Origin of the sequence: Gluconobacter sp. OJB (genome assembly GCF_039638275.1) — a bacterium.
Lineage (GTDB): Bacteria > Pseudomonadota > Alphaproteobacteria > Acetobacterales > Acetobacteraceae > Gluconobacter > Gluconobacter cerevisiae.
The window spans coordinates 319,900-345,835 of record NZ_JBDIWH010000001.1 but is presented as its reverse complement, the minus strand read 5'-3'; the positions used below and the strand labels follow the sequence as shown (position 1 = coordinate 345,835).

At 58.2% G+C, this 25,936-nt stretch carries 26 protein-coding genes; 11 read left to right on the top strand and 15 right to left on the bottom strand.

Going from position 1 to position 25,936, the window contains the following annotated elements; translation table 11 throughout:
* Positions 1–15: 15 nt before the first annotated feature.
* From ABDK74_RS01590 to ABDK74_RS01570, 5 genes are read right to left on the bottom strand one after another with little or no spacing between them, the layout of a single operon-like run.
* Positions 16–852: a transglycosylase SLT domain-containing protein gene (locus ABDK74_RS01590; protein WP_346002434.1), complete on the bottom strand. Its 837-nt coding sequence runs from the start codon at positions 850–852 to the stop codon at positions 16–18.
* 49 nt (positions 853–901) lie between these two features.
* A complete protein-coding gene (locus tag ABDK74_RS01585) occupies positions 902–2,683 on the bottom strand; it encodes an aminopeptidase P family protein (protein ID WP_346002433.1) in 1,782 nt (593 codons plus the stop codon).
* Positions 2,680–3,201 (bottom strand): N-acetyltransferase family protein, encoded by a 522-nt coding sequence (locus tag ABDK74_RS01580; protein ID WP_408874451.1) that lies wholly within the window; start codon positions 3,199–3,201, stop codon positions 2,680–2,682. Before ABDK74_RS01580 ends, ABDK74_RS01585 begins: the two co-directional genes overlap by 4 nt.
* A gap of 23 nt (positions 3,202–3,224) precedes the next feature.
* Positions 3,225–4,130: a 50S ribosomal protein L11 methyltransferase gene (locus ABDK74_RS01575; RefSeq protein ID WP_346004131.1), complete on the bottom strand. Its 906-nt coding sequence runs from the start codon at positions 4,128–4,130 to the stop codon at positions 3,225–3,227.
* The gene (locus ABDK74_RS01570) at positions 4,130–6,364 is read right to left on the bottom strand and encodes a UvrD-helicase domain-containing protein (RefSeq protein ID WP_346002431.1); all 2,235 of its coding nucleotides are present in this window, start codon (positions 6,362–6,364) and stop codon (positions 4,130–4,132) included. Before ABDK74_RS01570 ends, ABDK74_RS01575 begins: the two co-directional genes overlap by 1 nt.
* Before the next feature lie 27 nt (positions 6,365–6,391).
* Here ABDK74_RS01570 and ABDK74_RS01565 point away from each other — a divergent pair, with 27 nt between their 5' ends.
* Positions 6,392–7,081: a JAB domain-containing protein gene (locus tag ABDK74_RS01565; protein WP_346002430.1), complete on the top strand. Its 690-nt coding sequence runs from the start codon at positions 6,392–6,394 to the stop codon at positions 7,079–7,081.
* A 1-nt stretch (position 7,082) separates the two neighbouring features.
* A complete protein-coding gene (radC, locus tag ABDK74_RS01560; protein WP_346002429.1) occupies positions 7,083–7,829 on the top strand; it encodes a RadC family protein in 747 nt (248 codons plus the stop codon).
* 4 nt (positions 7,830–7,833) lie between these two features.
* Here radC and ABDK74_RS01555 read toward each other — a convergent pair whose 3' ends face one another.
* The 6 genes from ABDK74_RS01555 to rpmE form a co-directional block, all read right to left on the bottom strand.
* On the bottom strand, positions 7,834–8,958 hold the full coding sequence (locus ABDK74_RS01555; RefSeq protein ID WP_346002428.1) for a 5-(carboxyamino)imidazole ribonucleotide synthase: 1,125 nt from the start codon (positions 8,956–8,958) through the stop codon (positions 7,834–7,836).
* Positions 8,955–9,479, bottom strand: coding sequence for a 5-(carboxyamino)imidazole ribonucleotide mutase (gene purE / locus ABDK74_RS01550; RefSeq protein ID WP_346002427.1), 525 nt, complete (start codon positions 9,477–9,479; stop codon positions 8,955–8,957). The genes ABDK74_RS01555 and purE overlap by 4 nt, the downstream gene beginning before the upstream one ends.
* Positions 9,480–9,680 (bottom strand): YdcH family protein, encoded by a 201-nt coding sequence (locus ABDK74_RS01545; protein ID WP_011253895.1) that lies wholly within the window; start codon positions 9,678–9,680, stop codon positions 9,480–9,482. It abuts the gene before it with no gap.
* 119 nt (positions 9,681–9,799) lie between these two features.
* Positions 9,800–10,384 (bottom strand): DUF1013 domain-containing protein, encoded by a 585-nt coding sequence (locus tag ABDK74_RS01540; RefSeq protein ID WP_194254505.1) that lies wholly within the window; start codon positions 10,382–10,384, stop codon positions 9,800–9,802.
* Between the two features lie 209 nt (positions 10,385–10,593).
* Positions 10,594–11,052 (bottom strand): Hsp20 family protein, encoded by a 459-nt coding sequence (locus tag ABDK74_RS01535; RefSeq protein ID WP_194254506.1) that lies wholly within the window; start codon positions 11,050–11,052, stop codon positions 10,594–10,596.
* Between the two features lie 156 nt (positions 11,053–11,208).
* The gene (gene rpmE / locus ABDK74_RS01530; RefSeq protein ID WP_194254507.1) at positions 11,209–11,436 is read right to left on the bottom strand and encodes a 50S ribosomal protein L31; all 228 of its coding nucleotides are present in this window, start codon (positions 11,434–11,436) and stop codon (positions 11,209–11,211) included.
* A gap of 188 nt (positions 11,437–11,624) precedes the next feature.
* Between rpmE and mscL the strand changes: the two genes are divergently transcribed.
* Positions 11,625–12,083 (top strand): large-conductance mechanosensitive channel protein MscL, encoded by a 459-nt coding sequence (gene mscL, locus ABDK74_RS01525; protein ID WP_194254508.1) that lies wholly within the window; start codon positions 11,625–11,627, stop codon positions 12,081–12,083.
* 8 nt (positions 12,084–12,091) lie between these two features.
* On the top strand, positions 12,092–12,475 hold the full coding sequence (locus ABDK74_RS01520; protein WP_346002426.1) for a hypothetical protein: 384 nt from the start codon (positions 12,092–12,094) through the stop codon (positions 12,473–12,475).
* A gap of 38 nt (positions 12,476–12,513) precedes the next feature.
* On the opposite strand, the gene secF is transcribed toward ABDK74_RS01520, so the two are convergent.
* Together secF and secD are read right to left on the bottom strand one after the other, a co-directional pair.
* A complete protein-coding gene (gene secF, locus ABDK74_RS01515; RefSeq protein ID WP_346002425.1) occupies positions 12,514–13,452 on the bottom strand; it encodes a protein translocase subunit SecF in 939 nt (312 codons plus the stop codon).
* A gap of 5 nt (positions 13,453–13,457) precedes the next feature.
* Positions 13,458–14,999, bottom strand: coding sequence for a protein translocase subunit SecD (secD, locus tag ABDK74_RS01510; RefSeq protein WP_346004130.1), 1,542 nt, complete (start codon positions 14,997–14,999; stop codon positions 13,458–13,460).
* Between the two features lie 159 nt (positions 15,000–15,158).
* On the opposite strand from secD, the gene ABDK74_RS01505 reads away from it, so the two are divergent.
* Positions 15,159–16,154 carry a Gfo/Idh/MocA family oxidoreductase gene (locus ABDK74_RS01505; RefSeq protein WP_346002424.1) on the top strand — a complete coding sequence of 332 codons (996 nt, stop codon included), beginning with the start codon at positions 15,159–15,161 and terminating at the stop codon, positions 16,152–16,154.
* Positions 16,155–16,169: 15 nt separating this feature from the next.
* Here ABDK74_RS01505 and ABDK74_RS01500 read toward each other — a convergent pair whose 3' ends face one another.
* A complete protein-coding gene (locus ABDK74_RS01500) occupies positions 16,170–17,978 on the bottom strand; it encodes an ATP-binding cassette domain-containing protein (protein WP_346002423.1) in 1,809 nt (602 codons plus the stop codon).
* 60 nt (positions 17,979–18,038) lie between these two features.
* Positions 18,039–18,779, bottom strand: coding sequence for a response regulator (locus tag ABDK74_RS01495; RefSeq protein ID WP_346002422.1), 741 nt, complete (start codon positions 18,777–18,779; stop codon positions 18,039–18,041).
* Between the two features lie 220 nt (positions 18,780–18,999).
* On the opposite strand from ABDK74_RS01495, the gene ABDK74_RS01490 reads away from it, so the two are divergent.
* The 6 genes from ABDK74_RS01490 (at position 19,000) to cydC (ending at position 25,889) form a co-directional block, all read left to right on the top strand.
* Positions 19,000–19,521 carry a sigma-70 family RNA polymerase sigma factor gene (locus ABDK74_RS01490; protein ID WP_194254741.1) on the top strand — a complete coding sequence of 174 codons (522 nt, stop codon included), beginning with the start codon at positions 19,000–19,002 and terminating at the stop codon, positions 19,519–19,521.
* A 103-nt stretch (positions 19,522–19,624) separates the two neighbouring features.
* Entirely contained in the window at positions 19,625–20,200 is a 576-nt protein-coding gene (locus ABDK74_RS01485; protein ID WP_194254513.1) for a sigma-70 family RNA polymerase sigma factor, read from the top strand.
* 167 nt (positions 20,201–20,367) lie between these two features.
* Positions 20,368–20,541 (top strand): NepR family anti-sigma factor, encoded by a 174-nt coding sequence (locus ABDK74_RS01480; protein WP_194254514.1) that lies wholly within the window; start codon positions 20,368–20,370, stop codon positions 20,539–20,541.
* Complete coding sequence (locus ABDK74_RS01475; RefSeq protein WP_346002421.1) at positions 20,538–22,412, top strand: sensor histidine kinase; 1,875 nt, start codon at positions 20,538–20,540, stop codon at positions 22,410–22,412. Before ABDK74_RS01480 ends, ABDK74_RS01475 begins: the two co-directional genes overlap by 4 nt.
* A 112-nt stretch (positions 22,413–22,524) precedes the next feature.
* Positions 22,525–24,210: a thiol reductant ABC exporter subunit CydD gene (gene cydD / locus ABDK74_RS01470; protein ID WP_346002420.1), complete on the top strand. Its 1,686-nt coding sequence runs from the start codon at positions 22,525–22,527 to the stop codon at positions 24,208–24,210.
* The gene (gene cydC / locus ABDK74_RS01465; protein ID WP_346002419.1) at positions 24,207–25,889 is read left to right on the top strand and encodes a thiol reductant ABC exporter subunit CydC; all 1,683 of its coding nucleotides are present in this window, start codon (positions 24,207–24,209) and stop codon (positions 25,887–25,889) included. The genes cydD and cydC overlap by 4 nt, the downstream gene beginning before the upstream one ends.
* Positions 25,890–25,936 lie beyond the last annotated feature (47 nt).

The following is a 25,936-nucleotide window of genomic DNA, read 5'->3' as shown; positions in this document are numbered from 1 at the left end:
TGGTCGGGGTCCTGATCAGCGCTGACGCCAGGCAAGCCGGATCGGCATGGCGCGGTAGGACGCAAGATCCCGTCCGCCATGCACCGGCAAAGCGCTTCCAGCCTGACCGACTGCGTGATGGATAATGCGGGGCGGTGGCGCATAGGACACCATGTGAACAGACGGCATGGCTTCCACCCGCGGCGTCGGCCGTTCAGAAAATCCGGATTGCCTGTTCAGTGCAAAATATGGGGCAGGTCTGGCGGCTGGAAGCATGGCCTGAAGACCAGACGCTGTCATGACGACCTGTGGAAGGAAATCGGGAGGTCGGTAACTGTCGGGTTGTCCGTTCCAGATGGCCAGCACATGCCGGGCATAGTCGGCACCCAGAGCTGGGGTGAGAGAGTGATAGGCTGCCGTCGCGGCTGGCCAGCCCTGAAGCTGATGATGGAGCCCGGATAGGAAACGGGCACCGTAGCGCGCATTGCTGAACGGATCGAAAGCATCTTCAAGCGAAAAAAAAGCGTCCGGATGATGGTGCAGGTTGATCTGCATGCAGCCTACATCAATCGAAACGATGCCGTGGGCCTGAAAATCCCGCACCGCCGCAATGGCTTCGTCCTTGCTCTCGTAGAAATATCCTTTTCCAGCCGCATTAACGGTCCAGGGCCAGGCAATAGTCCCCGAACCATTCGGGTCCCGCCGCCCGCTCTCCACACGGCTGATGGCATCGAGAAGACGAGACGGGATTCCTGCCTGCTGTTCAGCAGCCTGCACCGCCGTTTTACAGACGGATGCAGTATCATAGGCCTTCGCCACCGGCACACCGGAGAGCGTCATGGCAGTGGCAAGGATACGAACTTTCCCAATCATTTTTCTATTTATGATCGGGAAAGGTAAAAAAACGGTTATGCCTGCAACTTTACCGAACGAGCGGTTTGCATACCTCCGCCAGCCACTCTGCAACTTCTGGTTCGACATACGGAGAGACCCGCTCCTGAACCTCGGCATGATACGCATTCAGCCAGTTCAGCTCGGCATCATTCAGAAGCGCCACATCAATCAGCTTACGATCAATCGGCGTGTAGCTGAGGATTTCGAACTCCAGAAACGCGCCCTTGTTCCCCTTGAACGAAGACGGGCGCACCAGCATCAGATTCTCGATCCGGATTCCATATTGCCCCGGTTCGTAATATCCCGGCTCGTTGGAAACGATCATGCCTGCTTCAAGCGCAACAGGACGCGGCGCAGGGGAGATGTTCTGCGGTCCTTCATGAACGGACAGATAGCTTCCGATGCCATGTCCAGTCCCATGATCGTAATCCATCCCAACCTGCCACAGGGCTGCGCGTGCCAGAACATCCAACCTGTGTCCGGTCGTGCCGGGCGGAAAACGGATGCGGGAGAGGGCGATATTGCCCTTCAGGACGCGCGTGAACGCTTCCCGCACATTGGCTGGCGGCTCCTGATCGCCCACCCAGAGCGTGCGGGTAATGTCGGTCGTGCCGAACGGATACTGACCACCGCTGTCGATCAGATAGACACTGCCTGCTTCCAGCACCCGATCATGACCGACCTGCGCCCGATAATGCGGGAAAGCCCCATTCGGTCCGACTGCGGAAATCGCGTCAAAGCTCTGTTCCCGATAGTCGCTGGAACGGGCACGCAGGCCGTCCAGCCGGGTAACAAGATCCGTCTCGTGCTGCCCAGTCCCCGACACCGTCAAGGAATACAGGAAGCGGGCCAGTGCCACACCGTCATGGGCATGGGCCTGTCGCGCACCTTCCTGTTCGGTACTGTTCTTGATCGCTTTGGGGAGGGTACAGGGGTCTGTTCCATCTACAACCGTCGCACCGCCAGCCTGAAGCGTAGTGTCGAACCACACAGCCGTCGAAACGGGGTCCACGCGCACCGTTCTACCCCTGAGGGCCTCAAGGCGCGTTGCCAGTTCCGCAGGGGCATAAACTGTCACACCCGAACCGCAAACATCCATCACATCCGCCGACAGATGCTCCGACGAAACGAACCATTCAGCTGTTCCGTCAGCGTGCAGGATTGCATAACCATGTGCGACCGGCGTGAGGGGAACGTCGCTGCCACGAATATTCAGCAGCCAGGCCAGCGAGGTGCAGTCTGCGATGATGGCAGCATCGTGCCCGGCCCGGATCAGGGCCTGTCCCAGACGCAGGCGCTTGTCGGAACTGCTTTCCCCGGAAAATTCCAAAGGCTGCGGCATGACCTGACTGGCAGGGGCCTCTGGACGGTCTGCCCAAGCCTGATCGATCGGATTATGCGACAGCGCGACAAGTTCAACACCCGGCGTCTGCCATGACGCCAGCATGGACTGGCTGACCAGACGCGGATCATACCCGATTCTCAACCCGCTCGCCTGCTCCGCCAGCCAGTCGGAAAGCGGTTCCAGCGAAATATGCCGACGCTCCCACAGATCATGCGGAACCTGCTCTTCCAACTGCACCGTATAACGCCCGTCGGAAAATACTGCGGCCACGTTCGGCAGAATAGCCGCAAGGCCAGCGCTTCCCGTAAAGCCTGTCAGCCAGGCCAGACGCTCTGCACAGGGGGCAACATACTCGCCCAGATATTCATCCCCACGCGGAATGATGAAACCGTCAACACACAGTGCTTTGCAGGCTGGGCGAACAAGGGCAGGGCGCTCGTTGAGCGGGATTGAGGACAGGGTCATGAAAAGTCCTTTTCCACAGAAGACATATCGTCGAGGCAGAGTGTCATAAACAGCAGATCAAGCCAGCGGGCATGCTTGCGCCCCACCTGTGGGAGCATGCCACAGGTCTGGAAGCCAAAATCGCGATGCATCGCAACGGACGCAACATTATCCGCCGTGATCCCAGCCACAAAGACGTGAAATCCAGCATGTTTTGCATGCTCAATCAGAGCAAGCAGAAGAGCGCGGCCAATGCCCCGACGCTGATATAGAGGTGAAACGTAAACCGAATGTTCGACTGTACGGGCATAGCCTTCATAAGACCTGAAAGACCCGTAAGAGCCGTATCCCATCACTTTGCCAGCCGTATCGACAGCAACAAGCACGGGATATCCGTGCGCCAGCCTGTCCTCGAACCACTGACGCCTCTGATCCAGCGTAAAGGGTGTCGTGATCCAGAGCGCATCGGTGTGCTCGATGGCATCATTGGTAATCTGAAGGATCGCCAGAAGATCGTTCTCACTGGCGTTCCGGATCACCGGCAATGCCCGCAGCGCATTCATCAACCGCGGCGACGCAGGATCAGCGTGGCCCAGTCGCCCTCACGCAAAATACGCTCCAGAACGAGGCCCTGACGCTGATGCGCCACCAGAACCATACGCGCCTGACTGTAAAGCAGTCCGGCCAGAATGGCGGTCCCATTCGGCGCAAGGTTCAGCGCCAGAGACTGCGCCATCCGGCATAGCGGGCGAGCGAGAATATTCGCGAAAACCAGATCATACGGCGCCTTGGCGCGGACGGCCTCGGTCTGCCAGCCATTGCCAAAACGGCAGTCCAGCAGATTGCCCTGACCGTTCAGCCGCGCATTCAGCTTGGCCGTCCGCACGGACCAGGGCTCAATATCGACCGCCAGAACCGGACGATGCAGCAGCTTCGCCGCCGCCATGGCCAGAATACCGGACCCACATCCCATATCCAGAATATGCTGCGGCTTGCGATACGCCACCATCTCCAGAGCCCGCAGACAGCCGCGCGTCGACCCATGCTCGCCCAAACCAAAGGCAATTCCCGCATCAAGCGTAATCGTTAGGCGGGACTGGTCGGGGGCGCCATGCAGATGGGTGCCGCGAATGGCGAAGCGCTTGCCCACATTCTGCTGCGGAAAAGACTCATAAGTCCGGGCCAGCCAGCCTTCGGATTCGGTCGGGGTCCGTTCAAGCTCCGCCTCACAGCCGGTCAGAAGCCGGGCGACCGCCAGAGCGTTTTCCAGTTCGTCTTCCTTGAACCCCGTATCCTTCACGCCTTCCACACGCCAGTATTTCTGCGCGTCGTCGGCTTCGAAAATACCGACCGTCTCGCAGGCACACATGAGCGCCTGCTCGAACAGGGGAACAAAAGGCTCTTCAACCGTGATGGACAGGGTTTCGAGCGCACTGGCATGGCGACGGCCAATGCTGCGGGGTGCCATCACGATCTGATCTCCACAAAGTTTGACATGACGCGCTTGACGCCACCGTTTTCAAAATTGATGTGCAACTGCGGTCCGTCAGCACCAATAACCGTACCTTCACCGAATCTGTGATGAAAAACCGTCGCCCCGATCGCGACGGTCGGCTCCGGCTTCACGTCATGAAGTTTCGGGCGAGGGGCGCTGAACCCTGACGGACGTGTGCTGGTGAGTGGCCCGGACGCGAACATGGATGGTGCCGCCGCAGCCTGACGACGCGTCTCGAACGCCTGTCCATTCATCTGAACATGTTCGGACGGAATTTCCTCGATGAAGCGGCTTGGCATTGAAGACTGCCAGTTCGCATAAATGCGTCGGCTGGCCGCATGCAGCACGATGGCCCGACGCCGCGCCCGCGTCAGGCCGACATAAGCGAGTCGGCGCTCTTCCTCCAGCGCCCGGTTTCCACCTTCATCCAGCGACCGCTGGGACGGGAACACGCCTTCCTCCCAGCCCGGCAGGAACACCGTGTCAAACTCCAGCCCTTTGGCGCCGTGCAACGTCATGAGGCTGACCTTGTCGTCGGACGTCTCACTCTCCGTGTCCATGACAAGCGCGACGTGCTCCAGAAAGCCCTGAAGCGTTCCGAATTCGCCAATCGCGCGCAGAAGCTCGCGGATATTGTCCAAACGGCCCGGAGCCTCAACGGAACGGTCGTCCCGCCACATCTGAAGATAACCGCTGTCTTCAAGAAGCTGCTCGGCCGCAACGACGTGACCTTCAGTCTCCAGTGTGGCCTTGGCCCGCTGGAACGCGGCCATCAGGCCGTCCAGCGCCTCTTTCGACTTACCTTTGAGCAATCCTTCCTGAAGCTGCCAACTCACCGCAGCCGTCAGCGGGCCGGGGAGGGCCCGTGCTTGAACATGCAGCTTCTGCACAGCCACTGCACCCACACCCCGCTTGGGAACATTGATAATCCGCTCGAACGCCAGATCATCCGCAGGCTGCGACAGAACGCGCAGATAGGCCAGACAGTCCCGGATCTCGGCACGTTCGTAAAATCGCAGGCCGCCCACAACGCGATACGGAATCCCGATGAGCATCAGCCGTTCTTCAAACGGCCGCGTCTGGAACCCGGCTCGCATCAGGATGGCGATTTCCGAAAGCGGATGACCGTCAGCGCGCAGGCGCTCGATGGCGCCACTTACGATTCGTGCTTCCTCGTCCGAATCACGAACGCCGATGATCTGAACCTTCTCGCCGTCCGCATCCTCACGGCCCGGCCGCAACGTCTTGCCCAACCGTCCCTCATTATGAGCGATCAGCCCGGCAGCGGCAGCGAGGATCTGTGCTGTCGAGCGGTAATTGCGTTCCAGACGCACTACTTCCGCACCCGGAAAATCCTTTTCGAATCGCAGAATGTTCTCAACTTCCGCCCCACGCCAGGAATAGATGGACTGATCATCATCCCCCACGCAGGCAATGTTGGACGGTCCATGCTCGCGTTTGGCCAGCAGACGCAACCACAAATACTGTACGGTATTGGTATCCTGATACTCGTCCACGAGAATATAGCGGAAAATTCGATGATACTGCGCCAGCACATTGGGCTGGTTCCGCAGGATCTCCGTCATGTGCAACATCAGATCGCCGAAATCACACGTGTTGAGCGCAATCAGACGTTCCTGATACGCTCGGTAGATCGCCAGCGCATGACCATTGGCAAAATCGGAATCTTCCGCCGGTGTTACCCGGTCGGGCGTTAGACCGCGATCTTTCCAGCGCTGGATGATGCCCATGAGCTGGTTCGGCGGCCAGCGTTTGGTATCGATCTTCCAAGGGTCCATGATCTGCTTGAGCAGGCGGATCTGATCGTCTGTGTCGAGAATATTGAAGCTGCTGGTCAGACCGACATATTCCGCATGACGCCGCAGCATCCGCGCGCAGATCGCATGAAACGTCCCCAGCCACAGCCCTTCCGCAGGCTCACCCAGAATCGCGCTGACACGTTCGCGCATTTCACGAGCGGCCTTGTTCGTGAAGGTCACGGCCAGAATCTGGCTCGGATAAGCGCGTCCGGTCAGGAGAATATGTGCAAAGCGCGTCGTCAGAACGCGTGTTTTACCCGTTCCGGCTCCCGCCAGAATGAGGAGCGGGCCTTCGGTGATCTCGATGGCGCGTCTCTGCTCCGGGTTGAGACGGGAGAGATACTCGGGCGCGGGGGCAGGTGTGGGGGAAGGAAGGTCTTGCGGCACCCTCCCGATATAGAGTGAGATACCGTCATGGCCAACACCTATCCCCGGATCGATCTGACACGCGGCACCGGTCCACAGGGACATCGGGCGAGAATGCGTGCACGCGTGCTGAACACGGGTGCGAGCACGCTGGCAGACTATGAAGTTCTGGAAATGCTTCTTTTCGCCGGCGTAGCGCGCAAAGATACGAAGCCACTCGCCAAAGGGCTGATCGGCCATTTCGGCAGTCTGGTCGAGGTCTTTCGCGCTCCAACGCAGGCCTTGCGAGCCGCGGGCCTGAAAGACGACGCCATTCGGGTCCTGCGCCTTCCGGGCGTTGCGGCGGAACGGCTGGCGTCTTCGGAACAGCGCGAACGTCCGACACTAAGCAACTGGGATCAGCTCGTAACCTATCTCGATCAGGCGCTTGAAGGCGGCATTCCGGGACAGTTCCGGCTACTGTATCTCGACAACCGCAACCGCCTTCTGGCGGACGAAACCGCACCCGACGCCGATACGCCGAGCGAACGCAACCGCGCCATTGCCATCCGGGCGCTCGCATTGCACGCGACAGCCCTGATCGGATTTTATGTCCGCCCGACAGAGCGCCCGACCGATCTGTCACAGACAGCCCGACAGCTGGATTTTGCAATGCGTCCCCTGTCCATCACGCTGCATGACGTGCTCATCACAGGAAACGGACCACCATCCAGCCTGCGTCAGGAAGGATTGCTGTAGGATGAACAGTGAGACGAGCGGCTTCTCGGATGGCATGACAGGCCTGTCATCGGCCGATCTGAGACAGATCACAGCCCTGACCGAGCCTCCTTCGAAACTAGAACCGCCACTCGCCCTTCTGACGGGCCGGGGGCGCCATCTCGATGATGCGACCCTTCTTCATCTAATGACCGCCCTGTTCACAGGACGGGAGGAGGGCAGCGCCGAACTTTCACATACGCTTTTTGCCCGTTTTGGATCGCTAGCTGCCGTTCTTTCCGCCAGCAACCGTGAACTTGAAAGCATCACAAATATGGGCACGCATATGATGCCCATGATCCGTCTCATTCAGGAAGCGGCGCTTCGCTACAACCGCGCGCGCCTTCCGCCTGAAGACGTGCTCGATAGCGAACAGAAACTGCTCGATTATCTCACAGCCCGTCTGGCGCGGGAAAATATCGAGCAGTTCCGAATTCTGTTTCTGAACGAAAAGAACAGTCTGATCGCTGACGAGGCTCAGGCCAGAGGCACGGTGAACCATACGCCCGTCTATCCACGCGAAGTTGCGCGACGCGCCGTTGAAGTCGGCGCCAACGCACTTGTTCTGGTCCACAACCATCCAAGCGGCGACCCCACACCCTCAGAAGCCGACCTTCAGATGACCATGCAGGTTCAGGCCGCGCTGGATGTGGTCGGCGTCACGATCGCGGACCATTTCATCATCGGCAACGGCCGCCACACCAGTTTCCGACGCAGCAACCTGCTCTAAAACTTCAGCCCCGAGGCGGCTGAAGCCCCTCAAGGGCCAGTTCTCCGGGAAGGGCGCCTCGCGGGAAAATGGTGTTTACATGGCCCATTTTCCGCCCCTCACGCGCCTCCGACTTTCCATAAAGATGGAGCGACGCCCCATCCGTCGCCAGAATGGCCGGAACACGTGCCATGTCTTCCGAACCGATCAGATTGTGCATAATCGCATCGGAATGGCGACGCGCAGGCGGCAGGGGAAGCCCTGTAACCGCACGAACATGCATCTCGAACTGATCGACCAGACACGCATCCATGGTCCAGTGACCGGAATTGTGCGGGCGAGGGGCAATCTCGTTCACCATGAGGCTTCCATCCGCCGCATGGAACATTTCCACGCCCATAATCCCAACCAGACCCAGTGCTTCTGCAATCTGGGCCGCCATATCCTGGGCCTGTCGCGCAATATCGGGCATGATGCGGGCAGGCGCGAGCGTCACATCCAGAATACCGTTCCGATGACGATTTTCGACCGTATCGAAACAGCGCACGGTCCCGTCCAGAGCCCGCACAACCATCACACTGAGCTCACGCTCGAAATCGATCATCTTCTCCGCAACCAGCGGGTAGGGAAGGTCTTCCAGAGCAGCAAGGGCCTCGGCATCCGGCACGCGGAACTGCCCCTTGCCGTCGTAACCAAAGCGCGTGGTCTTGAGGATCAGAGGAAAACCCAGCGTTTCCAGGTCAGGCAGATCCTCGGGGCCATTGACCGCGCGCCATGGCGCAAGGCTGACACCAATTTCGGACAGCCGCGTCTTTTCCGCAATCCGGTCCTGACTGATCCGAAGAATGTCGCCTCCCGGGCGCACCGGACGGCGCCTTTCCAGAAGCGCCAGACCCTCGGCGTTGATGTTCTCGAATTCGAACGTCACCACATCGCAACGCGAGGCAAAATCCTCAAGCGTGGCAGGGTCGTCATAGGCCCCAACAGTAACGGAAGAAGCGACTTCTGTGGCCGGGCTCGGGAACTCCGGGCTCAGAACATGCACATGATAGCCGAGTTTTGATGCAGCGACGGCAGACATGCGACCAAGCTGTCCACCACCAATGATCCCGATCGTACTGCCGGGCGCAAAAATGTCCTGTGTGTTCATTCGACAGGAACGTCCGCCACCGCAGCCGTCTGCGTCGCCCGCCAGGCATCCAGACGCGCCATGACCTGCCCATCGGAAACCGAGAGGATCGACGCGGCCAGAAGCCCCGCATTGATCGCACCGGCCTTACCGATCGCAAGCGTACCGACTGGAACGCCACCGGGCATCTGGACGATGGAAAGCAGACTGTCCTGACCGTTCAGCGCCCGGCTCTGGACCGGAACACCGAGCACAGGAACGCTTGTCCAGGCTGCGCACATTCCCGGAAGATGCGCAGCTCCACCAGCACCCGCAATAATGACGTGCAGTCCACGCCGACGTGCCGTCTTGGCGTATTCCACCAGACGATCCGGAGTACGGTGTGCAGAAACGATCCGTCGTTCATGGGCAATGCCCAGATCGTCGAGGATGTCGCAGGCGTGACGCATGGTGTCCCAGTCGGACTGGCTTCCCATGATGACGCCAACGCGGACAGGCACGTCGTCCTGAAGGGTTGCGTCGGCGGAGAGGATCTGGCTCATTCAGGCAATATTATCCGGGATGAGACGGGTCTCGATCCACGAAATCTCATCTTTGAGCTGAAGCTTGCGCTTTTTAAGACGCTGAAGCTGAAGCTGGTTGAGGGGATGATGGACGAGACGCTCGATGACGGTATCCAGATCGCGATGCTCGCTGCGCAGTTCGTGCAGACGTTTCAGCATGGCATTGTCGTCAGTCATCATGGCATCCGGTCCCGGAGAACAGTCAGGCATTGTGGAGAGACTGATTCTTTCCACTCTTTCCAATGCAGTATCATGCCTGAAGGGCACCGGACCAGTACCCGTCAGGCATTCATCCCGGATCAGGCGTGACTGTCGCTGTCCGGCACATAGGCTTCCACGACCGGCAGGGCATGACCCTCACGCGCCAGACGGTCATTCGCAGACGTAACGGCGGCATGAAGATCGGTCTGAGTGCACAGACCGAGGATCACGGGGTCGCGCGGCTTGATGTTGGCGCTGTTCCAATGCTGGCGATCACGGACCTTGATGATGGTATCCTTGGTCGTGCCAAGCAGCTTGACGATCTGGGCTTCGGAAAGCTGCGGGAACTGGCGCAGAACGAACGCAATGGCATCCGGACGGTCATTGCGCTTGGCAACCGGCGTATAGCGCGCACCCTTGGCGCGACGCTTCACAGGGCTGGCCGTCGGCATGATCTTCAGGCGTGCGTTGGTATCTTTTTCGCAACGCTTGATTTCAGCTTCGGCAAGCTGATGGTTCTTGACCGGGTCATAGCCGTTGATCCCGGCTGCGACTTCGCCATCTGCAATCGCCTGAACTTCAAGCGGGTGCATGCCACAGAATTCTGCAATCTGCGTGAAGGTCAGGCCGGTTTTCTCGATCAGCCAGACGGCCGTCGCCTTGGGCATCAAAGGCAGGGTCATGTCGATGCGTTCCTTGCTGGGACACGGATGGGGCCGGCTTCCGCAGGCACCGATCGGGCGTATCCGGCGAGGAAACGATCCCGCCCGGGATATGATCGCGGCACCTGCTGGATGCTCTGCGATAATGCAAACGGGTATGGGCCACCAAAGCCGCGATGGTCAAGCACCAAAACGGAAAGGCGTGCTTTTAGGGCACGCCTTTCCTGCGTTTATGCGGTGTAAACCGTTCCAGACGGGGCGGTCTGCCCCGTTCCGCTACGAACCGGAATACGACGCGGTCTGGCAGCCTCCGGCACGACCTGCCGGACCATGATGGACAGCAGCCCATTCACCAGATCCGCCTGATCGATTTCCGTATGGTCAGCCAGCACGAAACGGCGCTCGAACGCCCGCGTAGCGATACCGCGATGCAGCCATTCCCGATCACGACTGTTCTCGGGAACGCTTCCGCGTACGACAAGCGTATTGTCTTCCTGAACGACGTCCACATCTTCAGGCCGGAAGCCCGCAAGAGCCATCGTCAGGACGTAGTTCGTCTCGCCGGTTTTTTCGATATTGTACGGGGGGTAGCTTGGAAGGGCCTGGGCATTGGCAACATTGCCAGCCATCGTGGCCAGTCGGTCAAAGCCGATCGCGCTGCGAAACAGCGGCGTAAAGTCGTAAGTCATTGAAACCTCCTTCTGGCAGGAATCATCTGGCGCATTTCCCGGTATGGCAAAATGCTATGGTCAAACCAGCCACGACCCGAACGGCATCGCGGCTGATTCTCCAGATAGGTTCCGACCTGCCCGCCTTCAAGAGAAAGCGGGAGGAGGGGCGCCGAATTACTTCGTGCGCGTACCGATGCCCGCAAAGCGCTTGTTGAACTTTGCAACCTGGCCTCCGGTATCCATCATACGCTGGACGCCCGTCCAGGCCGGATGGGACTTCGGATCAACGTCGAGACGCAGCGTCGCGCCTGCTTCACCGTAGCAGGAATGCGTCTTGTATTCGGTCCCGTCGGTCATGATGACGGTGATCTCGTGGTAGTCAGGATGGATGCCGGATTTCATGAATGTCTCTCCATAAAGAAAGCTCCGATGCCGACCGGAGCGAATCATCAGGCGCGTATAACGGAAACCGCTTCTGGATGAAAGTGGCCTTTACTGGATCATGTGAGTCCGTTTATCCCTTGCAATGAAAGCGGGCTCGAATGTCAGGCCGGCAACCGTGCCTTCACGGATCTCAAGAAAGGTTTGATATGAGCGAGACCAAACACACCCTGCACGCCCCGGGCTGGATGAGCGATTTTCAGAAGTTCATCATGCGCGGCAATGTTCTCGACCTCGCCGTCGGTGTCGTGATCGGTGCGTCGTTCAGTGCGATCGTCGGCAGTGCGGTCAAGGATGTCATGACACCGTTCATCGGCCTTCTCACCGGCGGCGTCGACTTCTCGAACCTGTTCATCACCCTTAAGGGGCCGGTCAAGGACACACTTTCCGAAGCCCAGAAGGCCGGAGCAGTGACCGTGAATATCGGTCTGTTCCTGAATTCCGTCATCCAGTTCCTGATCGTTGCATTCTTCATCTTCTGGCTGACCCGCATCCTCAGCAAGCTGAGCCGCAAACAAGCAGAAGCACCTGCCGCTCCGCCAGCACCGACCAAAGAAGAAGTTCTTCTCACGGAAATCCGCGACCTTCTGGCGCAGAAAAACGCCTGATGACAGCCATGAAAGTTTCCCGCCCCGCAGTCTGGCGTTCTGCGACGGCTCTGCTTGTAGCGGGAGGCTTTCTGGCCGGATGCGCGGCACGCCCTGAAATGACGGGACTGCCGCCATCCCCCAATTCCCGGCTTTATGCGTATCTGATTGCGCATGGCATGGCCCGGGGGGCAGTCATGACCGGGCAGATAGGCCCGGAAGAACTGCTCCGACTGGTCACTCTTGACAAGGCCGCGCAGCACGCAACCCTGAACGCTTTGAAGCTGCAAAGCTCGTCCGCAAACCGGCAGGCTGATCAGGCGCTCTCCAGTCTTCTTGCTGATCTGCCACAAAAAGCTCTTCCCATGACGGACCATCCGTCAGAGCAGACACAAAAAAACCGGCTCCCCTGAGGGACGCCGGTTTTTTTTGTGTGACGGATCAAGCCGTATCAGCTTGCATTCGTTTCCTTGCGTAACCGCTTCTCGCCCAACAGGAGCAGAAGCGGGGCCGCGATGAAGATAGACGAGGACGTACCCACAACAATCCCGAACAGCATGACAGTGGCAAAGCCGGTCAGGGTGCTTCCCCCGAACAGCGCCAGGGGCAGGGCTGCCAGAAAGACCGTCATGGACGTGCCAAGCGTACGGTTCAGTGTCTCGTTAATGGACAGGTCCAGCAACTCCCGCAGCGGCATCGTCCGATACTTGCGCAGGTTTTCGCGGATACGGTCGTAAACCACAACCTTGTCGTTCGTGGAATAGCCCAGGATCGTCAGAAGAGCCGCAACCATCACAAGATCGAACTCAAAGCGCGTGATGGCCAGAAAACCGATCGTCTTGGTCAGATCGAGGACGAGCGTCACCACGGCACTGATGGCGAACTCACGCTCAAAGCGAACCCAAATATAGACCAGAATCATCGCAAGGCTGAAGCCGAGCGCCAGCAGGCCGTCGCGAAACAGTTCGGACGATACCGAAGCCCCGACAGCATCAGCACGCAGAACCTGTGTGCCCGGTTCGGCAGCCGATATGGCGTTCTTGACACCATCGACCAGTTTCTGGGTCTGCGCCTCACGATCTGCCCCTTCGGGCGCATTGATCGAAATCCGAACATCACGCGGCGACCCGAACGCCTGCACGGCGTCCGGATGAATACCGGCATGGTCCAGCGCGGCCCGCAGCTTGCCGAAATCGGCAGGGCCGGGGGTCTGGGCTTCCACAATGATGCCACCGCGGAAATCCAGCCCAAGCTTCAGACCGGGCTGGAAGAACAGGATGACGGAAGCAATGGACAGGACCGCCGAAACGATCAGTCCCATGTGACGGCCGCGCATGAAATTGATGCGCCGATCGTCACGGACAAAACGGAAAAGAGGACGTGACAGCATGACGATCAGACCGGAAGTTCTTTGGGACGGGCGAGGGCGTACCACCGCACGACCAGAAGGCGTGACAGCAGGAGGGTCGTGAAGAGTGTCGTGACGATACCAATGGTGATCGTCAGGGCGAAGTTGCGTACCGGTCCTGTTCCGAACACGAACAGCATGACATGCGCCAGAAACGCAGTAGCGTTACTGTCGATGATCGTGCCGGTGGCGCGGTCGAAACCTGCCTGCAGCGCCTGAAGCGGCCCCCGGCCGCGCTTCACTTCCTCGCGGATACGCTCGTTGATCAGGATATTGGCATCAACGGCCATACCTAGTGTCAACAGCATACCGGCCATACCCGGCAGGGTCAGCGTCGCCTGAAACAGCGACAGAATTCCAACCATCAGGATCAGGTTCGCAAACAGCGCGATATCGGCATACAGACCAAAGCGTCCGTAAAACAGCACCATGAACACGATAACCAGAAGCAGACCTGTCAGCAGGCTGATGATACCGGCACGAATGGACGCAGCGCCAAGGCTCGGGCCAATCGTACGCTGCTCGACCACCGACAGCGGAGCAGGCAGCGCACCAGCGCGCAGCAGCAGCGCCAGATCCGACGCACTGCGCGCATTGAAACCACCCGTGATCTGACCGTTTCCGGCCGTGATCGGGCTGATGATGTTCGGGGCCTCAATAACCTTGTTGTCCAGAACGATCGCAAAGCGCTTGCCGACATTGGCCCGCGTGACGTTCGCAAACGCTGTCGCACCTGCACTGTTGAGCTGGAACGTCACAGCCCAGCCACCGCTCTGCTGATCGATCACCGCACCGGCATTCGTCAGATCCGTGCCGTCGACATCGACATGATCCTGCACTGCCACCTGCGTATGCATGCTCTCGTCTTCAAGCATCGTGGAGCCGGGGCTCGCAACGCTCGGGTTCGGAGCCAGCAGACGAAAGGTCAGGCGCGCCGTCGTGCCGAGCAGGCTCTTGATCCGCTCCGGATCGCTGACACCCGGAAGCTCGACGACAATCCGGTCGTCACCTTCACGTGCAATGCTCGGATCGATCGCACCCGTCGCATCGATACGACGGCGAACGATCTCGATAGACTGCGCAACAGCCTCACGCGCCCGGGCCAGCATCGCCTCATGCTGAAGCGTCAGAACGATCCGCCCGTCTTTTTCGGACGTCGTGAATTCGTTCGGCACCACAGGCGGAAGGGACTGCATGGCATTGAGCGCCGCAGCACGCTCGGCATCCGAACGCGGCAGAAAGCTCAGGCTCGCAGCCGCATCATCACGCACGAAATCCCGATACCCGAGGGAGTGATCCAGAAGGGTCTGGCGCACCTGATCCTGAAGGGATTGCAGACGATCATGCTCAAGGGATTTCAGATCGAGCTGAAGGAGAAGGTAGGACCCACCCCGCAGATCGAGCCCCAGATGGATCTGCCGCCAGGGCAGGGACGGCGTGGGAGAACGCAGGAAGTTGGGCAGACACAGGAGCACGCCAATCAGGCAGATGCCTGCGACGCCCAGCAGTCTGAGCCGGCTATAATACATCATATCAGGTCGAGACGTCCTCGGCGGATTTGGACAGATCGTTTTTCAGATCATTTTCTGGCCGGGACCATGCCGTTTCCGCCATGCCGATGCAACCTTTTGCCTGTTTGGGCGCACACGACCTTCCCGGAAAACAGCGCGCCTGATAAGCGTACCAGCATGAATACAGTGCAGCAGCTTCGTGTCGGTATCGTCGGGGCCGGTCATTTCGGACGGTTTCACGCCTTTAAATCCGCAGCAAACCCTGCCGAACAGCTTGTCGCCCTTTACGACCCTGATCCGGCCCGCGCAGCCGTTGTGGCAGCAGAAGTTCGTTGCGGAATTGCCACAAGCTACGAAAATCTTCTTGAACAGGTTGATGCTGTCATTATCGCAGCGCCGGCGGAATATCATTTCCGCCTGACCAGTCAGGCTCTCAGGGCAGGGCGACATGTTCTGGTCGAAAAACCGATCGCCGCCACACTGGACGAGGCATATGCCCTCGCCAAACTGGCAGAACAGACCGGAAAAATCCTTCAGGTCGGCCACCTTCTGCGTTATTCCGCCGAACATCACGCCATCACTGAACGGATCAAGGCCCCCCTCTACATCGAAGCAACCCGCATTGCCCCATACAAGCCCCGCGGGACGGACGTTTCGGTCATTCTTGATCTGATGATCCATGATTTGGATCTCGTTCTGACGATCGTGGACAGCCCCATCGCGGAAATCGACGCACTGGGTGCGGCTGTTTCAAGCGCGCATGAAGATATTGCCAACGCCCGCGTCAGATTTGAAAACGGGTGCGTGGCTACCATCACCGCGAGCCGGATTTCCTTGAAAACAGAACGCCGTATGCGGCTTTTCTCACAGGACGGATATCTTTCTGCCGACTTCATGGAGCGAAAACTGAGCTTCATTGGTCGTGAGCGAGGGATGCCGCTTCCGAGCACAGGAGGCTTTCGCCGCGAAGCCATAAGCTGGAAAGATCATGACAATCTGGCTGCAGAACATGAAGCCTTCGCTGCTTCATGCCTTTACGGCTCCCCCGTTCTGGTCGATGCACAAGCGGGGATCAGGGCTTTGGATGCTGCCATTAGAGTCACGGATAGCATCAAGCGTTCGAGACAGATGATGGAGCTTTCCGGCCTAATTCCCACCACATCAAAAGTCTAAAAGACTTCTTTCAAATTACTGATTTTCAAGAAGTTCTTTTTTCATTTCCAGTTCGAGCCACTCCTCCTCCGATTGGGTCAATTCCTTCTCGGCAGTTTCCAGATGCTGTGTGGTTTTCTCGAATTTTGCAAAATCCCGGCTATAAAGCACCGGATCTGCGAGAATATCGCGATAGGTCTGAATCTTCTTTTCCAGATCAGCCATTTTCTTTGGAAGCAAATCCAGCGCACGTTTGTCGTTATAGCTAAGCTTCTTCGCCTTTTTATCTGTTTTTAAAGCAGATTTTGGCGCGATCTCCTCTGCACCCGCAGAGGAGATTTCACGCCCTGCCGGAGCTTCTCCACGCTGGATCAGCATGTCCGAATAGCCGCCCGCATATTCGATCCAGTCTCCACCGCCATCTGACACCAGAACCGAACTCGCCACCCGGTCAAGAAAATCACGGTCATGGCTTACCAGCAGAACCGTACCCGCGTAGTCGGACAGCATGTCCTGAAGAAGATCCAGCGTTTCCAGATCGAGATCGTTGGTCGGCTCATCAAGCACCATGAGGCTCGACGGCTTGGCCAAGGCACAGGCCAGCGCCAGCCGTCCCCGCTCGCCACCAGAAAGCTTTCCCACTGGCGTACGCGCCTGTTCCGGGCGGAACAGGAAGTCTTTCATATAGCCAATGACATGGCGCTTTTCGTCGCCGACCTGCACCATATCTCCGCTGCCGCCCGCAAGGGTCTCAGCAAGCGTCTTGGCCGGATCGAGACTTTCCCGCTGCTGATCCAGCGTTACCATGGCCACGGAAGGCCCCATCTTGATGGTGCCGGATTGCGGCTCCATCTTCCCGGTTAAAAGACGCAGAAGCGTTGTTTTTCCTGCGCCGTTTGCTCCCACCAGACCAAGGCGATCACCACGCAGAATTCTCAGGTCAAGGTCCCTGACGATGGCCCGATCATCATAGGCCCAGTTGACGCCTTCTGCTGCAATCGTGATTTTGCCGGCGCTTTCGGCATCGGTCGCCGCCATACGGAGCGTCCCCTTGTTACGGGAAGCCAGCTCGCGGCGTTGCGCCCGAAGCGCTGCCAGTTCTCCGACACGGCGGACATTGCGCTTGCGGCGCGCCGTGACGCCGTAAATCATCCAGTCTTCTTCCCGCGCGATCTGTCGGTCCAGTTTATGTGCATCGCGCTCCTGCTGCTCCAGAACCTCGTCGCGCCAGGTTTCATAGCGCGCAAACCCCTGATCAAGCCGCCGCGTCACACCATTTTCCAACCAGACGACACTGCGAGACAAAGTCTCCAGCAGACGACGGTCATGACTGATGACGATCATCGCGCAACGGGAAGCAGAAAGCTCTTTTTCCAGCCACGTAATGGACGGAAGGTCCAGATGATTGGTCGGCTCGTCAAGCAGCAGCAGATCAGGTTCGGCAGCGAGAGCACGGGCGAGGGCGCAACGTCGCACTTCACCACCAGAAAGACTCTGACAGCCCTCCTCTCCCGTCATCCCGAGTTCCGCCAGCATGGAGCGCGCTCGATAGGTCTCGGTCTCGTCCAGACCTTCGGACGCATAATCGAATGTTGTGGCGTAGCGTGAAAGATCCGGCTCCTGCGCCAGATAATGGACCTTTGTGCCGGGCTGCACGAAACGCTTTCCGGAATCCGCGACGATATCGCCCGAAGCAATCTTCAGCAGCGTGGATTTTCCGGAACCATTCCGACCGACAAGGCAGATGCGCTCACCGGGCAGGACAGCAAACTCCGCACCATCAAGGAGCGGACGTCCACCAAGAGTAAACATAATGTTCTGAAGAGAGAGGATGGGTGCCGACATGGCTCCTTATGTGTCGCAGCGGAGCAACCGCCGCAAGCCACCCCGCTCCAAATTATGCCCTCAGACAGGCGTAACCCCACCCGTGACGGCCTGGTAGGTCGCAACAGCCAGTGTCATGGGCTCGAACGGCTTCGTGATGACGAAGGACGGCTCCTGCGTTTCACCTGTGAGCAGGCGCTCCGGATAGGCCGTAACAAAAATAACCGGTGCTTCATGGGTCCGCAGGATACGCCCTACAGCCTGCATGCCGTCACCGCCGCCGCCGAGATTAATGTCTGCAAGAATGAGGCCGGGTTTCGTTTTTGCTGCCAATGCGACGGCATCGGCCTCGGTATGAGCGACACCTGCAATTTTGTGGCCACAGCGTTCGACCAAATCCTGAATATCCATGGCGATGATTGGTTCGTCTTCGATAATCAGAACACTGGTCTGCGCAATTTCCTGAAGTCCTTCACGGGCTTTATTGAGTTCAGCCGCCGCCTGTTCGTCGGTCATCCCCAGAGCGTGTGCACTGGAAGCCAGTGATTGTTCTTCAAGAGACGTCAGCAGAAGAAGAGCGCGCTGACGCAGTGGCATGCCGATGTTGGCATCCGCGCCATGTCGTTTCATGAATGCACTTACCAGCAGACCGTAGAGAGCTTGTCGCGCAGAAAGATCACTCCTGCGTGAACTCTCCACCAATTCTTTTAAAGCAATGGCTACGAGTTGATCGCCCGTTTTCTGATCACCAATCAAGGCGCGGGCAAAGCGACGGGCGTAGGGAAGCGCCTTGACGAGTTCCTGACGTGCCGGATCGGTCATGTGTCGCTGGCCCCCTGAAAAGATATCTGTTGATCCATCCCGATCGGATGCATCCGGTTATGAAGGTTGAATAACCATGACACGATGACCAATCTGCGTATAGTCTCCGTGACTGCGCGGCCATCTGGAATGTCGCGTGAAGGATTTTCTTCTGAGCACATCCGCATCCGACGGGCATTCGCCAGGCCTGCCGCCTCAAAAAACGAACTTTCATCGTGACCTGCTTCAGGCTCTCCCGGATCTGCGAGGTTTCGCACGTTTTCTGACGCGGGATATAAGCGCAGCCGATGATCTGGTTCAGGACACGATTGTCCGCGCACTGGCTTCTCAGGATCAATTCCAGCAAGGGACTGTCCTGAAAGCGTGGCTGTTCACAATTCAGAGAAACGCTTTTTACGAGCAGACACGTCGACGCAGCCGCGAACAGGAAATCATGCTCGATATCGAACTCGACATGCAGCCATCAACCGCCGCCCCGTCTCGCCAGAGCGCCCGCGATGCTGTTCAGGACCTGGGAGAGCTTTTGTGGAAACTTCCGGATTTACTGCGTGAGGCATTGATCCTCGTTGGGGGGCAGGAACTCTCTTATGAAGATGCGGCCCGGGTCTGCGATGTACCCGCCGGGACAATGAAGGCGCGCGTTTCCCGCGCCCGCGCCCAACTCGCAGAACTGGCCGTCATATCGTCCTCCATCTCAGGAGAAAGTGCCGAAAAAATATCGCCGGAATCCCGGGCTTTTTAGAATGATTTCTTTGTCTTCAAAATTTTTTTCGTCCGGATGCAACATTTTCGATCAGCCATTCATTGATCTCCTGAAAACAGAGTGAAATTCAGGAGTCAGTTCCATGACGTTCCACGATCAGGTCATTGCCATTCTTCCGAAGCTGCGTGTTCAGGCTCTTTCCCTGACCCGCAACCGGGCTGCCGCCGAAGATCTCGTACAGGACGCCGTGTGTAACGCTCTGGCCGCACAGAACAGCTTCATTCCCGGCACGAATTTTTCGGCTTGGATGCACCGCATTCTGCGCAACCGCTTTATTTCCGATCTTCGCAAGCGTCGCGAGACAACTGATATTGATGATGTACCCGCTTCGTCCTTCGCCAGCCCGGCAACCCATGAAGACAATCTCGCCCTGAAGGATCTGTCGATGGCGCTGTCCCGCCTTCCGTCCGACCAGCGTGAAGCGCTTGTCATGGTCGTGATTCAGGGCATGAGCTACGAAGAACTGGCTGAAGCAACGGATTGCGCCGTTGGTACGGCAAAAAGCCGTGTCTTCCGTGCACGTCGTCAGCTGGAAGCCTGGATGAGTGGAGACCTTCCGGCCAATGACAAACTTCGCGTAAAGGTCAAGGCGCTGCGCGATGCCATGGATGCCCGCAGCCGTGCCGGGCGGCCGTGCGACGATCTCATGCTGTCCTGACCCTGATATCCGCAATAAAACATCCCAATCCATTGCGGATTGGAAGCAATTGCAGAAAACGCTCTGTTTTCGTAAGACTGTTTCTGGCAGTTCATCCCGCAACGGTTTCTTAAAAGAAAACCGTAGTTCGCGCCATAATCAGTATCAGGAAGGTTCGGGACCAGCCAATGACCGCAGGAGACAAGCGGAAGTCTTCAGTCGAGGATACCAGGGCAGAAAATCAAGAATCGCCCTTTGGTATCTGGCTGAGCCGAGGCCTACATCAGCTTTTTGATGATGTAGCAAACGAGCCGATTCCCGATGAGCTTCTCCGACTGATCGAGGAAGATCGAAACAAGTGACTGTTATCCGGTCTGGTTCTCCAGACCTGAAGCCGCGACGCTGGCACCGTCTGTTTCACAGGCGCAGTGCTCTGCGTCATATCCGGATGCTCGATACAGTCGGCGCCCGGGTCATGGCGTTGATCGTCGCCACCACTCTTCCTCTCGCAATCATCGCATCCATGCTTGCCTGGCACAGCTATCAGCAGAATGTCGGTAACAGCGCCCTGCGTACCGAACGCGATACACAGCTTGCGATTTCGGAAATCACAACAGATCTGGATCAAACCCATACGCTTCTGGATATGCTGGCTGATGGCGATATCTCATCAGGAAATGCGCTACGGGAATTCGCACTCGTCCAGACCGTTTCTCAGCACCATTACTGTCTGTTGATGCTGACAGATGTAGAAGGGCGACCATCGGTTGTACTGCCTTCTCCTTCGACGCAGGATCCGGCAATCTGTCACTCTCAGGAACACACATCATCGTCGATGATGTCTGCTTCGGCCAAGCTTCCCGTTGTCGGGATTGACGTCCTGAAGGGAGACAGGGGCCCGCTCCTGAAATTTGTTGTTCCCATTCTCAATAACAACTCTGTTTCTGGTTACATCATTGCCGTTCGAACTCTGGGTTGGCAGCGAAGTCGTTTGCCAAAAGGCGACAGTCGCCTTCTTCTCGGGACAGACAATCATTCCCAGCATTTTCTGACGATGCCGGATGGTTCTCTCTTTTCGCTTTTTCCGGACCGTCCCGTCGCAGCAAAACTGCCCCCAAAAGCAATGGCCCGTCTCGAACGGGATATCGCCTCCCTGAGCCAGCATGATGTTTTTACGAGTCAGGGCATCACATACGCCTTCCAGAACGCTTACGGACCGGTCAGCCTGATTGTCGTCACCGAACGGACTGCCGAGGAAAGTCACGCCCTCAATATCTTTCTGATCCGGGTCAGCCTGATTGTTGGTCTGCTCGTGCTGGAACTGCTGGGCGTTGCATTGGGTGCAAGCATCTTTCTGGTCGCCCCTCTCGAAAAACTTGCGCTTGCCGTTGCGGACTGGAGGAGGGGTGCACTATTCGCCCCCAGAAACAATCATTCGATTCCTCTTGAAATCCGACATCTGGAAAAAGCTTTCCTGCGCGCCACACGTCGATTGACCCAGCATGAAAAGGATCTGGAACAATCCGCCCGGAATCAGGACATGCTGATCCGGGAGATCCATCACCGCGTGAAAAACAACCTGCAGGTCGTAGCATCCCTACTCAACCTTCAGGCAAGCCGCATCCGGTCGCATGAAGCCCGCGAAGAATTCCGTCTCGTGCGTGACAGAGTAAGGGCGCTCGCGACCCTGCACCGCTACCTTTATTCAGAAAGCGGTCTTTCGGCGCTGGACGTCCAGAGCTTCCTTGAAGAGCTCTGCAGCATTCTACTGTCGGCCAACAGCATGAATGCCCAGACCCGTATCCGACTTCGACTCGATATCGAACACGTCCTGATCTCGCCCGATCAAGCCGTACCGATTGCGCTCATCGTAACCGAAGTCCTCAGCAACGCCCTGCGATATGCGTTCCCTGGCGAACGGGCAGGGCATATCATGATTGCCCTTCACAAGGTCGTCCCGGCAGATCCTGAAAAAGAAGGACTTGTGGAGCTAAAACTGGGTGATGACGGTATTGGCATTGATGCCGGTCAAGCCAGCGAGTCCCGGACTCGCAGGGAAGGGATCGGAATGCAGCTCATTCGCGGCTTTGCCCGGCAAATCAATGCGGACATGACAGTCAGCAATGAAAACGGAACCTGGTATACTCTGCGCTTTATTCCAGAACGTCCGTCTCTTACGGCACTCGCCATGGCGCGCAAGGCCATTAGTCATGACGAAGACTCGGCGCGGTAACTACGTAACAGCCGTAGGTTTCGCTTACAAAATCACAAAAAACTCTAAATAAGCAGCAAGAATTGCCCCAGGCACTGTCTTGTCGAGCCTTTGCGACCTATATGCAGGGGTCATGAAGGCCGACAAGACAATCGCAAAAGCGTGGGTAAAGGCACAGGGACGCGCAAGTCGCTCCCGAACCTCTGTCGTAGTATGTTTAGGTTTGCTCTCGACCCTGTTGGGACTCTTGCAGGCCTGGGCGCTGGCACGAACGCTCGCCTCCGTTCTGACGTACGACACAGACAGCATCGGACCGGCGATTGCCGTCTTCCTTCTTGCGTGCCTCCTCAGAGTCATTCTCTCAACGGTGCAGGAGATGACGGCCGTATCCGCCGGAATTCAGGGTCGCCGCCGTTTGCGCAAAGAAGTGCTGGACCGTATCCTCAATGAAGGACCGGCTCTTCTGCGCCGTCATCACAGCGCAGCCATCGCCGCCACGCTGGTTGACCGGATCGAAGCACTCGACGGCTATTTCGCGCGCTGGCTGCCTGCCTCATCGCTCTGGTTAGTCTCTCAATGGCTGGTCGTGATCGCAGTTTACGTCGAGAACCATCAGGCAGGTCTGATTCTTGCCGCATGTTGCGCTGTACTTCCCATTTTTCAGGCCGTCTTCGGAATCGCCACAGCTGTGGCATCCCGCAAACAGTTTCTGGCCATGACACGCCTTCAGACACGTTTTCTGGACCGTGTGAAAGGGATTGCGACCATCGTTCTCTCAGGCGGAACCGAACGGGAGACACAGGCTCTGGCGAAAAGCGCCGACGACCTTCGTCAACGCACCATGAAAGTCCTGCGGATTGCCTTTCTCGCTTCTGCCACCACAGATGTGGCCATGGTCGTAGCACTCGTGCTGATCGTCGTGACGCAGGCCCACTCCCTCATGGGACATCCGTCCAACGCCGTCCTGACCAGAGCGCTCTACGCCGTTCTTCTGGTTCCTGAAGCATTTGCCTCGTTCCGTGCACTTTCAGCGGCCTATCAGGACCGCGCGCACGCTACCGCCGCCGCAGAAGCCATGCATGAACTTGCTCCGCTAACTGAACGGACGGTCGCCACCTCTGATATCCTCCATGCCGACGGCGGTATTTCGGTCACGGCAGAGAACGTCTCTTTTGCATGGGATGAACAGCGTGGCAGGGTCATTCACGATATCAGCTTCGCTCTTGCCGCAGGCGAAACGCTCATTCTGGAAGGCGCCTCCGGAGCAGGGAAATCTACGCTTTTGGAACTGCTGCTCGGCTTCGTCCCACCCTCACAGGGACGCATCCTGTTTGATGGGCAGGACATGCAGGATTTTTCCCCACGACAGATTTCCTCCCTGATCAGCTGGATCGGTCAAAAGCCTGTTCTGTTTGCCGGGACCATCCGCGAGAACATCCTGTTCGCCAAGCCTGATGCGACGACAGACGAACTGGATCACGCCATTTCTGCCGCTGCGGTCGATCACTATCTGTCATCGCTGCCAGACGGTCTGGAAACACGCATCGGCGAGGGCGGGTTCGGCCTTTCTGGCGGTCAGGCGCAACGCATTGCCATTGCCCGCGCCTATCTCAAGAACTCGCCGCTTTTGCTGCTGGATGAGCCAACATCCCATCTTGACCCGAAAACCGAGGCCAGCATTCTCGCAAGCCTGAAAGAACTGGCAAAGGGCCGGACTGTCATTCTTTGCAGCCATTCTGCACAGGCCAGACAGTTTCAGGGACGTCGCCTTGTCCTTGATGGTGGCCGTGCCATCGCCTTTACGGGAGAAGCCGCATGAGCGCCCCGCTGCCCTCGAACCCGATCCGGCAAACACACAGCGAAACGGCGCTTTCCCGAATTCTTCAGGTCTGGCGTCCGCAATATACGCGCCTCATCACAGGCATCGTCATTGCCGAACTCGCGGTATGTGCGGGACTGGCTCTGATGGGGCAGGCGGGTGGCCGTCTTGCGGGTGCTGCGATCGGCGTTGGAGCAGCCTATCTTTTTCTGCGCCTGTCCGGCGCCGCCCAGATCGTTCTGCGCTATGTGGAGCGTCTATATACCCATGACGCCATGTTTCGTGCTCTGGCGGATCTGCGGGTCTGGTTCTATCGCAAGCTTGCTGGTGGCGCGGCGGCAGGACTAGGCTTCCAGCGTTCAGGAGACCTGCTGTCCCGCCTGGTGTCCGACGTCCAGACGCTCGACAACCTGTATCTGCGAATTTTTGTACCGCTGGTTTCAGCGCTGCTGACGCTTCCGATCGCTACGATCGTCTGGATGAAGGCAGGAACACAGGCCGGGCTGCTGACAGGCGCACTGTTTGCCGTCCTTGCCTTCGTTCTGCCGCTGATGGGCGCGCACCTGTCCAAGCGCTTCGGACCGGACATCCTGCATGCGGAATCCGAGCTTCGAATTGCGGCACTGGACCTCACCTCGGGCCTTCGCGAAGCACGGGCGTTCGGTGCGGAAGACGTTCTCGCCGCCGTCGTTACGGAGCGACAGGAAACCCTTTTCAAGACCCAACGCCGTCAGCAGACCCGCATGGCACTCATGCAGGGTTTTGCAGGCCTCATCGCCAAAGGCGGCATCGCCATCATTCTGTGCGCAGTAGCCGGAATCCTGTTCCCGCAGGCGGCGGCAGTCGCTGGCCTTACGGCGCTTTTTGTTGCGATCACCGCCCTCGAAGGCGTGACAGGTCTGGCGCGAGCCGGTTTGTTGAGCGGACAGGTCAAGCACGCGGCACAGCGGATTGTTGAGATTGCCGATAAGGCTCCTCCGGCTCCAGAAGGCAATGCGCCACTCCCGGCTGGACGGGATCTGCGTCTCGAAAACGTGACGTTCAGCTGGACACCGGATCGGGCGCCGATCTTCCACAATCTAAGCCTGACCCTGCGTCAGGGTGAGCGCGTGGCACTGATCGGACCTTCGGGAGCCGGAAAATCCAGTCTGGCTGCATTGATTCTCAAAGCCGCATCTCCAGTTCAGGGCCAGATCCTGCTAGGCGGAACCGACATCAACACCCTGCGCGACAGCGATCTTCGCTCTCAGATCGCATGGCTGTCACAGGCCAGCCACCTGTTTGATGACACGGTCCGCGGAAACCTGCTTCTAGGTCGGAAAGATATCCCGGAAGAAGCCCTCTGGACAGCTCTGGAGCAGGCCCGGATTGCGGATGTCGTTCGTAGTCTACCGGACGGACTTGAGACGTGGATCGGCGAAGGGGGGTCGAAACTCTCGGGCGGACAGGGGCAACGCATTGCTCTGGCCCGCGTCCTGTTGTCCGACGCGCCCATCCTCGTTCTTGATGAACCGGCAACCGGGCTGGACGCGGATACCGAACGCGCGTTTCTTGAAACGCTCAATAACGCGACCGAAGGGCGAAGCGTCCTGCTGATCGCACATCGTCTGACAGGCGTGGAAAAACTTGACCGCATCTGGCGCCTGGAAGACGGACAGGTTATTTCCAGTGCATGCTGAACGGCGCACGCCGACCCAGCTTCACACCTTTCCATCCTGACAGGACG